Annotated in this window: 13 protein-coding genes; 10 read left to right on the forward strand and 3 right to left on the reverse strand. The window is 43.2% G+C overall.

What is annotated here, in order from left to right; all coding sequences use genetic code 11:
- Nucleotides 1–762, reverse strand: a 762-nt coding sequence (locus VF412_RS00250) for an IucA/IucC family protein (RefSeq protein WP_331337178.1), incomplete at its 3' end; no start/stop codon positions are given.
- 158 nt (nt 763–920) lie between these two features.
- On the opposite strand from VF412_RS00250, the gene VF412_RS00255 reads away from it, so the two are divergent.
- The 7 genes from VF412_RS00255 (at nt 921) to VF412_RS00285 (ending at nt 7,304) form a co-directional block, all read left to right on the forward strand.
- Nucleotides 921–1,142: a hypothetical protein gene (locus VF412_RS00255; protein WP_331337179.1), complete on the forward strand. Its 222-nt coding sequence runs from the start codon at nt 921–923 to the stop codon at nt 1,140–1,142.
- 251 nt (nt 1,143–1,393) lie between these two features.
- A complete protein-coding gene (locus tag VF412_RS00260; protein WP_331337180.1) occupies nt 1,394–2,140 on the forward strand; it encodes an SDR family oxidoreductase in 747 nt (248 codons plus the stop codon).
- Nucleotides 2,137–2,526 carry a 6-carboxytetrahydropterin synthase gene (locus VF412_RS00265; RefSeq protein ID WP_331337181.1) on the forward strand — a complete coding sequence of 130 codons (390 nt, stop codon included), beginning with the start codon at nt 2,137–2,139 and terminating at the stop codon, nt 2,524–2,526. The genes VF412_RS00260 and VF412_RS00265 overlap by 4 nt, the downstream gene beginning before the upstream one ends.
- Nucleotides 2,523–3,257, forward strand: coding sequence for a pseudouridine synthase (locus tag VF412_RS00270; RefSeq protein ID WP_331337182.1), 735 nt, complete (start codon nt 2,523–2,525; stop codon nt 3,255–3,257). Before VF412_RS00265 ends, VF412_RS00270 begins: the two co-directional genes overlap by 4 nt.
- Before the next feature lies 1 nt (nt 3,258).
- Nucleotides 3,259–3,723: a hypothetical protein gene (locus VF412_RS00275; protein ID WP_331337183.1), complete on the forward strand. Its 465-nt coding sequence runs from the start codon at nt 3,259–3,261 to the stop codon at nt 3,721–3,723.
- A 205-nt stretch (nt 3,724–3,928) separates the two neighbouring features.
- Complete coding sequence (locus tag VF412_RS00280; RefSeq protein WP_331337184.1) at nt 3,929–5,563, forward strand: hypothetical protein; 1,635 nt, start codon at nt 3,929–3,931, stop codon at nt 5,561–5,563.
- Nucleotides 5,564–5,606: 43 nt separating this feature from the next.
- Nucleotides 5,607–7,304, forward strand: coding sequence for a hypothetical protein (locus VF412_RS00285; protein WP_331337185.1), 1,698 nt, complete (start codon nt 5,607–5,609; stop codon nt 7,302–7,304).
- On the opposite strand, the gene VF412_RS00290 is transcribed toward VF412_RS00285, so the two are convergent.
- Nucleotides 7,225–9,486, reverse strand: coding sequence for a hypothetical protein (locus tag VF412_RS00290; RefSeq protein WP_331337186.1), 2,262 nt, complete (start codon nt 9,484–9,486; stop codon nt 7,225–7,227). The genes VF412_RS00285 and VF412_RS00290 overlap by 80 nt on opposite strands.
- 130 nt (nt 9,487–9,616) lie before the next feature.
- Between VF412_RS00290 and VF412_RS00295 the strand changes: the two genes are divergently transcribed.
- From VF412_RS00295 to VF412_RS00305, 3 genes are read left to right on the forward strand one after another with little or no spacing between them, the layout of a single operon-like run.
- A complete protein-coding gene (locus VF412_RS00295; protein WP_331337187.1) occupies nt 9,617–10,225 on the forward strand; it encodes a nucleotidyltransferase family protein in 609 nt (202 codons plus the stop codon).
- A gap of 38 nt (nt 10,226–10,263) precedes the next feature.
- On the forward strand, nt 10,264–11,514 hold the full coding sequence (locus VF412_RS00300) for an aminotransferase class V-fold PLP-dependent enzyme (protein ID WP_331337188.1): 1,251 nt from the start codon (nt 10,264–10,266) through the stop codon (nt 11,512–11,514).
- A complete protein-coding gene (locus tag VF412_RS00305; RefSeq protein WP_331337189.1) occupies nt 11,474–11,899 on the forward strand; it encodes an iron-sulfur cluster assembly scaffold protein in 426 nt (141 codons plus the stop codon). Before VF412_RS00300 ends, VF412_RS00305 begins: the two co-directional genes overlap by 41 nt.
- A gap of 28 nt (nt 11,900–11,927) precedes the next feature.
- On the opposite strand, the gene VF412_RS00310 is transcribed toward VF412_RS00305, so the two are convergent.
- Nucleotides 11,928–12,716 carry a DUF455 family protein gene (locus tag VF412_RS00310; RefSeq protein ID WP_331337190.1) on the reverse strand — a complete coding sequence of 263 codons (789 nt, stop codon included), beginning with the start codon at nt 12,714–12,716 and terminating at the stop codon, nt 11,928–11,930.
- Nucleotides 12,717–12,731 lie beyond the last annotated feature (15 nt).

Raw genomic sequence — 12,731 nt, forward strand, 5'->3', positions numbered from 1 at the left:
CCCATAAGAGGCGGCTTTTTTGAAGTTTTCAATAAGTGCCGGAATCACCTCATTCACAACGAGATCCTCGGGAGTCACTCCTCGAGTGGCAGCATCTTTTTCCAATAAAGATCCATCTGGTGCTGAGGCCGTGTAAGACAAAAGAGGCACTAAAGTTTTCTCGCCAGAAATAAGGTCTTGTGGAATTTTTCTTGCGATAAATCCAAAAGGGCTATCAGGTGTTTTATCAAAGATTGCAAGCGGTTCTTCGAGATAATAAAAATCCGGAATCTTTGCCATCTCGTCACTGATCGCCGTCGCACGGGACATTTGCAGAGGGTAAACTGTGCGAATTGCTCCGTTGATTTTTTGCGGTAACGATACTTTCACCATCACATCACCAACAAAGAAAGTTCGCGGCGATGTCGTCGGACGAACCTGCACGGTCTTAAGGTTTCCTAAAGGAATAAGATCTTTAAAAAGCTCTGTGGCCTTTGGGTGAATATAGAATTTGATCTTCCCTTCGGGCGTTTTAAATTTTCCGAAGAAGTCTGGTTGAATATTTTGAGCTTTGATGAAATCAACTTTTTCAGGATTCACTTCTAACACATAAAGTGTTTCAGTTTGATACGATTGCAGTTCCGCCTTAGATGGCAATGCCTGATAGGCTGCAGGGTTTAAGTGTAAATCATTGCGCTCGACTTCCCATTTTTGCCAACGAGAAAGGTCGGCAAAGGCTTGAGATAGAAATAAAAATGAAAACAACAGCGCGAAATTCCTCATACAAGATGTCTTAGCAAGAATACAGCCGATCGCGAGCGTATCATATTGAGATATCCGAAAATCTTTATTGCCAACTAAAGTCCACGAGACCATCGCCGATAAGCTCTATGTCTTAAGACAATTAACCAGCTTAAGATCGTCAACTGGGGGTTACTCAAATGGCTGACAAAAAATTCGAAAAGCAAATTCCAAACAACGTCGTTTCTCTTGAATCATCAAAATGCTGCGGTGAAGGCTGCAAAAAGAAAGCTGAAAAAGCTGGCTTCTGCGCTGAACACTTCGACTGGTTCAAAGCAGGTTTGATCACAAAAGAGGGCATGAGAGCTCCAGACTTCGACAAGAAGTACTATCACTATACCGCTGCGAAAAAAGCTGCGTAAAGCGCAGCAAGTTAAGGCAGCTATCTTCCGTTAGGTTCTTTGACAAAATCGAGGAACAAGCAAAGGCAGGGATTCCCACCCTGCTTTTTGTTTTTTTAGGGGATTAGAAATGGCCATAAAAAGCCACAAAGATCGCCAGACCGAATATAAAATACTTCATTCCTATTGATATAGCTTCGCGCAATGCCATGACTTCTCATCGGCCTGGACCTCTGCTACCATGAGTCCAATTTTAGAACGTGGGAGCAAGTATGAAAAAGGCCGTTCTCGTCACAGGCGCCAGCAGCGGAATCGGCGCAGCCACTGCTATTGAGTTTTCTAAAAACGGCTATTTCGTTTATCTCATGGCTCGCAATAAAGACCGCCTTGAAGAAGTTGCATTGAAATGCCGAAGCGGCGCCAGCCTAGTGGCCTGTGATATGACCGACATGAAAGCTTTAGATAAACGCATCAATGAAATGCTCACGGCAAAAATTCATCGAATTGAAACTATCGTAAATAATGCTGGCATCTTCGCCCGCCACTCTACGGAAGAAGGCAGTGATGAACTTTGGCAAACTCAGTTCAACATCAATATGCTAGCACCCGTTCATTTGACTCGTGCATTTTTTCCCTACTTCAAAACTCAAGGCGGCGGACAGATCGTGAATGTATCCTCAACATTAGGGCTGCGTCCTCAGGGGCCGACGTCGGCTTACTCCGCAGTGAAAGCAGCCATGGTGAACTGGACTGCAAGTCTTGCCATCGAAGGGGGGCCATTCAAAATTCGTGCGAACTGCGTATGCCCAGGTATTGTCGACACCCCTATTCATCATTTTCACTCGCTAGAAGCTGAGCAAAAAAATGCTGTCATCGACAAAATGAAATCTCTTCAACCTTTAGGTCGTATTGGTCAGCCAGAAGACATCGCAAAAGCGATCTATTTCTTGGGATCTGAGCAATCCAGTTGGGTTACAGGAGTTTCTTTACCCGTCGATGGAGGAATTAATCTTCTATGATCGTGACCTTAAAGCAACGCTTTAGCAGCGCTCATTTGTATTATCAGCCTCAATGGAGTGACGAGGAAAACCTGAAGCACTTTGGCAGGTGTTTTACCGAGCACGGGCATGGTCATAATTACACCCTCGAGGTGGGCTTCCATATCCCCGATCAAGAGCTTTCCTCAAAGTTGGCGACCTATCGGGAGCTCCTAAAAGAGTTATGTAACAAGCTTGATCATGAACATTTAAACTTCGTGATCCCTGAATTTAAAACGGCGATCCCCACGACTGAAAACATTGCCCTGTATTTTCTGAATAAACTTAAAGAAAGACTTTCAGAGAAAGATCTGGCACATATTCGTCTTTACGAGATGGATAACCTTTGGACGGAGATCCGCCTATGAGCGAAGAAAAAGTACGCTTGTCGAAGTTAATGGCTGAAAGAGGCATTTGCTCTCGCCGTGAGGCCGACGAATACATCGCTCAGGGCCTAGTCCTTGTTAATGGAGAAAAGATCGATCAGTTGGGCACTAAGGTCGATCCAAATGTTAAAATCACCTTAGAAGCACAAGCCTTAAAACAGCAAAAGCGTCTAGCCACGATCATTTTAAATAAACCCATCGGTTATGTATCTGCCCAGCCGGAACCTCAATACACCCCGGCGATTCGACTTTTGACTGTAGAAAATCAGTTCGGTCCTTCAAAGACAAAGTTAAAGCCTGAACATCTCAAAGGCATTGCTGTAGCCGGTCGCTTGGATATCGATTCGCAAGGTCTTCTGCTTTTCACTCAAGATGGTCGTATCGCTAAGAAAATTATCGGTGAAGAATCCAAAGTTGAAAAAGAGTACATCGTTCGTGTGGAAGGAAAACTTCCTCCGGACCAATTGAAGCTTCTTCGTCATGGTTTGTCTTTAGATGGAAAAGCCTTAAAGCCCGCCATCGTTGAATGGATCAATGAAGATCAACTTCGTTTCATTCTTAAAGAGGGAAAAAAACGTCAGATCCGTCGTATGTGTGAGGCAGTGGGTCTTCGCGTGACGGGTCTCAAGCGGGTACGTATTGGTAAGATCCGCTTGGGTCAACTTCCTGAAGGCAAATGGCGCTTCCTAGAAGACGATGAAACACTCGACTAATATGCGTTTCATTTTTTTACTCCTTCTTCTTATACCAACGCTCTCGTTTGCAGATTGCAAACCAAGTGCTGACTCTTGTGACTTTTATCGCTGCAAAGAAAAAGAACAAACCTGCGGTCCGTCAGGTTACTGGCAAAACTTCGGCGATCCTTACTGTCGCAAATTTTTAAATAACGAAAAATCATTCTCTAAGAATTCGCAAATCTGGCTTAAAGATGTTCGTGAATGTTTGCAGGTTCGTGTCGGCGAAGTGTCCGATCAGGTCTCTTGCAAACAGCTCTTCCATGAAGCTATGGACAGTCATATATCCTGCTATGTTGACACGGGATTTTGCTCTCTAAGCCTGCTCGAAAAGTGGAAGATTTTTTGGTACCTGAAAGGTGCCGCCAGCAATCCTCTTACGTGGAAAGAGGCTGCTTTGCTATCCCAAGCATGTCGTACACGCGGCTACCTGATTCCTGAATAAAGTTTGAACAGTGACGCCCCTCTTGCGCCATTCGAGGGAATTTCTGATTTGAAATCAATTTAACTTAACAGCCACTCTTCAAATTTACGGCCCATACCTTGCTTTGAACGATCCCATGAAATCACTGCAAAAATATCTACTCGGATTGTCTCTCTGCGCATCGATTCTTTCCGCTTCATTGGCGCAGGCTAAGAATTTTTGTAGCATGACCCTTAATTCATCTGACGAACTGGAAACTTTTAAAAAAAGCATTTCAACCCAAGGGTTTAATTTTATCGAACTGGTTCCAGATACCAAGGATCCGCTGTGGTTTAAAAAAGCCTGTGACAGCGGAATTCAATGCGACGTTCTTCTGATTTCAGGACACTTCGGTGGCTTGTTTTTTGGCGAAGGCACTTCGCAAACCATCGGTATCGCAGAAATGGAACAAGCAAGTTGCCGCAATACTTGCCCGGGTATTTTGCAAAACCCTCGCGAAGTCTATCTAATGGGTTGCAACACTTTAGCAACTCAGACCAAAGATCACCGCACAATTGATCAATACCTAAATGTCTTGATTGAAGATGGCATCCCTCTTGATTTTGCCGAACAAGTGGCAGCCTCAAGATACACTCAACAGGGATTCAGTCTTGAGAAAAGATTTTCGGCGATTTTCAACAATTCAAAAAAACTTTACGGATTCTCAAGCACGGGTCCGTTAGGCGCATCCGCAGCCCCGCTTCTTCGCCGCTACTTGAATGATATTGGGTCCTACGACTCTCATTTAAAATATCTTTCAGATGCTCCCAATGCAGCTCTACAAAGAGAGTTCAAAGACACCAATTACCGCGAAACAATTCCAACAAAGGCGTTGGATGCTGGATCTCGTCAGCTTTTTTGCCAGCTACGCAGTGAAGATTCGAAAACCCAAACACAAGCTCTTCGCACGATTGTTTCAGATAAGAAAGTCACAGGATTTTTTGACTCTTTAGCGAGCCAAGTCAGCCAGATCAAAGCTTCCCTGACGGACCTCCTAGACCCTTCAACAAAAAATTCGCTCAGTCAGTCTTTGAATAAGATTGCCGCAGACAATCGCAACCTGATTACAATTCAACACGAAGTTTTGCAGGTTTCTTCTTCACTGGGACTCATCGATAACACCACGAAACTTCGTCGTGTCACTCAGCTCTTGGATCAAGCTTATTCTCAAGACTTGAATTATTCTAAGATCAGTCAAATCTGTGGTATCTTAAAGCAAGAGCCAGACCTTCAAAACCTGAGTCTTGATAAAATCACAACTCTTAGTTCGGTCTCACCTTACTTCATGCTGACACTTGCTTGCTACCCGACTTTAAATGAAGATACGAAATCCTTTTTATTCGACAAAATCATGAACCCACAGCAGCCTTATGAAAGAACCATCGCCTTGCAAGTTATGAAAGGCCATTGGAGTCAACAGGACATGGGCTGGATCTCTGGAGCCCTTGGAACACGGGATCAGAACCTTCGCATGCGCCTCTACCTCAGTGCTCGCGATCTCTTAAAGCCTTATCGCGCAAGCCTGCTTGCCGGGTCAAATCTGGCTGCCTGTATTCTTAAAAGTGAAAACGAAGGCGCCAAAGAGCTTGGTACAAACTGGGGATGCTTAACAGAGAACCAAAGTGATTTAACTGTAGATATCTGTGACCACTTCGCGAATCTAAATGATGATCCAGAAAATGCCGACGATATGCGTTGGTATTGCTGGAGCAATAATAAAACTCGCCTTTTAAATCAACGTCCAGAATGTTACGCTTTAGCTTCAACCATGGGAATTCGTGGAAATCAAATGAAGCAAGTTTGGAATTGTAGTCATCGCTAATTCAAACTGAAGCATTGAATGGATCCACAATTCTTTAAAGATTATGCTTCACAATGGTCAAACGGAGTTGCCATTGGATTTGTCCCACACAATACCAAATATATCTGCCACCATTGGTTTACAGGCGCTGATCTTCAAACTGCGCATGTATGATTATTTTATCAAATATGCCGCGATTTTTACCGCTGCTACTTTTGCTTTGTGGCTCTATTATGTTGTCGCTGTATATCGAAAAATCCTTATCAACAAATTTAAAAAACACTGGACCGGACTGATCGCATCTTTTGCCTTGGCTGGAATTATTTTTTCGTTTGTCCCAGTGGGATTTAAAGTCCTCAGTGACGAGACAAATCTCTTATCTGTTTCACGAATGATCGCCACGCGTTTTTACTCGGTCAACAACGTCCAGGGCATTTATCTGGCAAACGGCGGTTATGAACATATTCAGAATGAAATTCCAACCCGACCTCTGATGTTTCCGTTTTTGACAGCTTGCTTACACTGGCTGTTCGGAGTCGCGACCAAAAATATCTTCACCCTGAATTTCCTTCTCTTTGCAGCACTCTTATTCACGGCGTATTGCCTTCTTGAGAAAAAGAATCTCTTCGTTCGGCTTTTAATAATAACTTTATTGGCCTTTAACGGATCCGTGGCTATTCATGCGGCCTCTGCAGGATTCGATCTTTGTTCTTTGGTTTTTGGAATTTGGACATTCATGGCGTTATGGATTTACATGCAAAATCCCAATCAGGAAACACTCACGGGTCTGGCTTTAACCTGCATCACCTTTGCCCAAATCCGTTACGAATCCATGATGATTTTTATTTTCGTTGCAGTAGCACTTTATGCAGATCGTAAGAAAGAACTTCTGAAAGATATCAAAGGAAACTGGATTCTTATTTTTTCCCCTTTACTACTTCTTCCAGCCATTGTGCAAAGATGTTTAACTTGGAACCAGTTCGAGAACGATCCTAAGGATGCTCCGTTTAGCCTTGGTCACATTTTAAAACATGCGCCTGAATTTGCTCAGTATATGTTTCTTGAATATAAATCTGTGTATTCCGTTTTTTTGGATGTACTAGGTTTGGTAGGAATTTATTTTGTTGCTCGTGCGATGACTAAAAATCGTAAAGATAAAATCTTCTTTATGACTTCATTCCTGTACGGGCTCTTCATTGCCCTGCTTTTATTAGCGCATCATTTTGGCAGAGCGGGATTCTCGACTCAATATCGTCTTTTTATGCCCCTTTCAGTTCTTCTGATTCTGGCTGCAGCTTTTGCATTTAGTGAAGGTAAAAAGAAAATTGCTATTTTGACTGTTGTCTGTCTTGTGCAATTTTACTTCAGTCTTCAATATTTACGCAAAGATCCGATTCAGCTGATGATGGGTAAAGAGATGAATCTTATCACCGAGTATCTTGATCGCACGAAATTTGATCGCCCACTTTTCATTTTCCGCAGACCGGGGCAAATTATCTCGGTGGGATATTCTGCCATTATGCCATCCTACTATCACAAAGAATTAAAACGCATTGAAGGATACCTCAAAGATCACACGGTCAATTCAATTTACGAGTTTGCGCTGGCATCACCTACTGTACATTTGAACGAAACCGATGGTCTGACGGCTGGTTGGACAAGAATCCTTGTAGATTCGATGCCTATGACTCCGGCCTTGTCGGTGGATGTGTATGCTCTGATCTATGATCCCGAGAAGGCCACATCTGCCAAAATTCGATAAGAATCATTGCGACCAATAAAAGATTTCTTAATAGAATAAGTCCCCACATCCACGGCCTTAAGATCATCACAAAGAAATAGAAATGGAAAATTACACCTGTCAGAATCAAAGACAGGGCAAACATTCCAGTCAACCATCGATCCATCTTTTTGGATAGATCGAAATGACAAAACGGATACAAACACAGAGTCCAAATCAAATACTGCGGCGAAAGTACTTTTCCAAAAGTCGTAAAAACAAGGACCGCTAAAAAGAACAATCGCTTTTCACGCCATTCATCATTGCGGACCTTGCTTGAAATCGAATGAATCCAATAAACCAAAAGAAGTAAAACAACAGGAACCAAGGTCGCGATCATCACCATAAAGTTCGGGGCATTTCGTACGTGCAAAGCCCCATAATTTGAAACTGTCGCAAAGTAAGGCATGAAATCTAATTTTAAAAATGTTACAAAATACAAAATCGAAGACCAAAGACTTTCTACCTGAAGACCACGATTGCGATGATAAATCAGAAAGTACACAAATTTATCCTCAAAGAAAACAAGACACAATCCCAAGCACAGAATGAATCCACTGGCAGCACCAACAAGAAGTTCAATCTTTTCTTTACGAGGCTTTTCTGATTTCCAAAGATCAATCACTGTTAACGGAAGGGTAATCAATGTAAGAAGTTTAAAATAAGCTCCGACAATGGCTGTAGAAAAGGCCTGAATATATTTTCGCTGCCAGCTCCAATACATCATCAGAACAAAGGCCATTCCTAAAAGTAAATCCAAACGGTCATAAATCAATTCACCCATTACCAGACCGCCTAAAATATAAACCCACAATGCTGACTTAGTAATGAGCCTTTTGAAATTCTCTTTTTGTAAGAATTTAAAAAAGAACAGATCTAAAATGAAAAGCATCGCCATATATCCCAGACGATAAACTCCAAGATCATAACTATCAAAGATGGCGGCAAAAACTTTCCCTATCCACATCGGGATCAATGCAAGTGGAGGGTATTCAAAATTGAAGTCAATGAACGGCACTCGCCCTAGCCACATGTACTCGCCGATTTTCTTATAGTAAATCAAATCAGAGTATCGCAATGGCAGAGACACCACCAAAAACAAACGCGTAAACCAGAAGCAGGCCGTCTCATAGGTGATTTCGCGCAGCGACTTCGGTAAATCAAATCCTCGATGGTAGAAAATCAGAAAACTTCCGAATAAAAGCCATAGGTGATTAAAATACGGGAGACCAAAAAATAAAACCAACAGACAAATCCACAAAGCACGGCGTGACCAGTTGAAGCCTAATACGATCAGTAAAGCAATGATGAGCGCCTTAAATGACGTCAAAGAAAGAAACCATCCACCGAAGAAATAAGATCGAACAAATTGCATTACAATTCCCTGACGAATCATGCCAGGATATGAAAGCACACTGCGAACAAAACCAGAAAACACATCCGAACTAAAACCTAAAATCAGCCCATAGGTGATCAAGGGAAAGATCGCGGCCTTTGTCAGAAATGAAAAAATAGGCTGTCGTTGCCCTAAACGCGCATAGAAAACCGGAAGAAACAGCCAATGATAGGGTGACGCCATTAACAGAAGATTCAGCGACGCATAGAAAAGGCCTAAACGAGATTTCTCGAGGCTCCCTATTGCCATAATAATCAAAAGCAAATTCAGGCTGTCATTCCAATTTTGCGACGAAATAAAAATTCCTGCTGGCACCAACAGAAATGCCACTGCTGGTAATATCGAATAAGGATTTTCCTTATCACGCATTTTAAATAACAAATACGCACTGACTCCATGGGCAACCACCAACAGGTAACGCCAATCTTGTCCCCACGGTGTTAGATACCATTGAAATAGATCTAAACTCTGGTCCAAGCCCTTTCCGATTGGGATAAGGTTCGGAACTAACAAATAACCAATACAGCATCCAAGTAAAACCACATAAAATAAAGTATCTGCGGTCTTCGTCGAAAGCTTGAATTTGTCAGATATATCAACTTGCATCAGTGGAGTTTTCACAACCATTAATAATGTCAAAGCTGGCAAAATCCATAGCATCTCAAAGACGAACTCATTACGAACGAATGAAAAATAGATAGCTCCGAATATAAGAATTAGGAGCCACTGAAGATCGAATTTTTCTGAAGAATTTAATTTTTGCAACATTCATAGAATCTCTGGAATGCACCTATAAATCAACGGTTCTCAAAAAGTTTTTCTGGTATTTAACAGGCACGAGTCTAGCAGTTTGACCGGCATCTCTTTTCCACACTAGCGTTTTCCGATAGAGGTACTCATGAATTCAAAAAAGACTGCGACCTTTCTTTTGGCTACGGGACAATCCCTTCGCACGGGGGGCCCCAACAAGCTTCTTCTTCCGTTTCAAAATAAAAGCTTAGTCCGTCGAACCGCAGAGACGATTTTAGAATCCAAAACAGGACCTCTGATAGTCGTTCTAGGACATGAGGCACGCAAAGTTCATGAAGAACTTCAAGATCTTGATGTGGAATTTGTCCTAAATACTGACTACAAGAAAGGTATACTGACATCGCTGCAAAGCGGTCTTCGTTCATTTCACGGCAACGTCGATGGATTTATGGTTGTCCTTGGCGATCAGATCTTTCTTCGTCCACAAAGTCTCAATATTTTAAGACGACATTTCATCGCGGCAGATCCCGGGCCCTCCTTAATTGCTCCGTTATACAACGGCGAACGCGGACATCCTTTTTTAATCAGTTCGCACTTTATTCCGGAAATTCTCGAGCAAACAGAACAGCTCGAAAAAGGCGCACGGTTCTTATTTCGTCGCCATCCCTATCATGTGCACTTGGTGGATATGCCTCCACAATTTCTAAATAATGACGTGGGCACACCTGAAGATTACGAGTTGATGAGGCAGGGATAAAATCAGGGCCAAATGACAGCTGAGAAGCGAGAATCTCTATGAAAGAACTTTGGTTTCATTTTCCACTTTTAAGAAATTTAAAGTCGCAGGGAAATTTTGCCTATTTAGACAACGCTTCCACCACTCAAAAGCCCGACGACGTAATTGCCGCAGTCAAAGAACACTATCACTTTCATACAGCAAACATTCATCGAGGCTTTTACCCTTTAGCGCAGAAGGCCTCCACAAAATTTGAAGAAGCCCGCGAGATTGCAGCAGATTATTTTGGTGTCGACAAAAATGGTTTCATTTTCACCAGCGGCTGCACTTCATCGCTGAATCAAATCGCTCTCGGCCTTGAACATCATTTTACTCCAGATTCACATCTCGTGATTTCAGAGGCCGAACACCATTCAAATATTCTGCCCTGGCAACGATTGGCACAAAGGACCGGAGCAACACTTCACTGGATTCCTATTCTAGAGGACGGGCAGTTGGATTTCGAGTCATATCAAAAAACTTTATCGACTTATCCGGTAAAACTGGTAGCACTGGCTGCGGTCTCTCACGTTTTAGGGAATATCAATCCCATCACGAAATTCACAGCGCTTGCAAAAAAATACAACGCCTGGACCGTTATCGATGCAGCTCAGTCCAGCCTTCGCGATAGACAATGCTTTTCGAAATATCAAGCCGATGCCGTCGTATTCTCGGGTCATAAACTATTTGGCCCCTCAGGTATTGGCGGAATTTGCGCCACTTTTCAATTTTTAAGCCAGATGGAACCAACCTTTTTAGGTGGAGGCATGTTAGGTAAAGACTCTCCGTGGCTCTTCGAAGGCGGTACTCCCCCTATCGAACAAGCTGTTGCCCTTGGCAGAGCTTTGCAATTTGCCGAAGCCCTGGCTCCCGATTACTTTCGTCAGGAAGAAGTTTTAATTTATAAATTTGCTAAATTCCTTTCTTCATTCCCTGAGGTCGATCTTTTTGGATGGGCTCGCAGTAATAATTCTCTGGTTCCTCACTCGTCCCTTTTGTCTTTTTCCGTAAAAAACCTGCACTGCCATGACCTGGCAGATCTTTTAGGCGATAATGGAGTGGCTGTTCGCGCGGGTCTGCACTGCGCACATCCCCTGCATCACAAACTTCAGTCGGCAGGAACCGTGCGTGTCAGTCTAGCCCCTTACAACACCATAGAAGATTTTGAAGTCTTCGCGCGAGCTTTTGAACGGGTCTTACGTTTTAGAAAAAATCTCGGTGGAGGAATCTATGAATCCGGTGCGAGAACAAATTCTGAAAGCCTCGGTTGATAAAAGCTTTCACGGAAAAATTCATCCTGTTCATTTAAGTGCTCTCGAGCAAAATCGTTTCTGTGGCGATGAAATTCAAGTCTACTTTCAAATCAACAACGGATTGATAGAAAATCTTAGCGCTGAAGTTCGAGGATGTCTTATCGTTCACGCGTCTTGGAACTTACTGGCGGGCTCTTTACGTGGAAAAACTTTGCGCGAAGGTCATCTCCTCTGCCGAGATCTTTTGCTTCATCTGAAGGAACAAAATTCTTCGACGGCCCTGCAGAACACTCTGTCGGTTCTAGAAGCTTACAGAGCACCTCATGCGAGAAACTCATGCGCATCTTTACCGGCTATGGCAGCGCTAAAAGCCCTTCGCGATTTATCGCAGAGTCCTTTGTAATTCATTTTCCAGCTTGGAGTGATGATCGTCAGTTCTCAGATCGCGGCGTTAAAAAGTCCAGACGAAGTTTTTCATAATATTGAATCTCTTCATCCGTGAATCCAGCCTTACCACGCAAGACGTGATTAATAGGTTCAATACGTTTCGGTAAACGCGCACGAAGTGAATCCATGCGTTCGGGAAAATCAGCGTTCGGATCTATTTTCATCGAACGACAAATTTCGCGATACCAGCGAGATCCAAAATCCACGTGACCGATTTCTTCAAAATTAATTTGTTTTACAATATGCTGGATTGTGGCTTTTCCGGACGATCCTTCAAGACGGCGAATCAAGGTATCGCCGGCATCAAGACCACTGCCTTCAAGATAGCGATGCACAATCAAGATACGATCTAACAGACTGTCTTGCTGTGAAACCGCCCTCCACAATGCAGAGTGCACCGGCCAATCGCCCCACTTAAAACCCAATGAATGAATACCCTCTAAGCACATACGCAAATGTTCTGCCTCAGAAACAGTCACCGCGACGAGTTCTTCTTTAAATCCTTCAGGAGCATCAGGGTATTCAACCAAAGTCCGTACACCCAACTCCATGGCCTGAAGCTCGATACTGGCCAGATCATGGAGCATGCGAGCTTGCCCCTCGGGGGTTGAAAAACCCTTTTTAGGGGGATGAAACTTTGGATGCAGGAGGTCAATATCCCTTGCAGGCTCTTCCGGAGCCAAATGAGGTGCCTTCAACTTGAAAGCTGCCTCACAAGATTCCTGAATACGCTCGATTTTTTCCCAAACATCTTCAATTTCAAAAGAAAACATGTCCCAGCTTTTACA

This window comes from Bdellovibrio sp. (assembly GCF_036384735.1).
Lineage (GTDB): Bacteria > Bdellovibrionota > Bdellovibrionia > Bdellovibrionales > Bdellovibrionaceae > Bdellovibrio.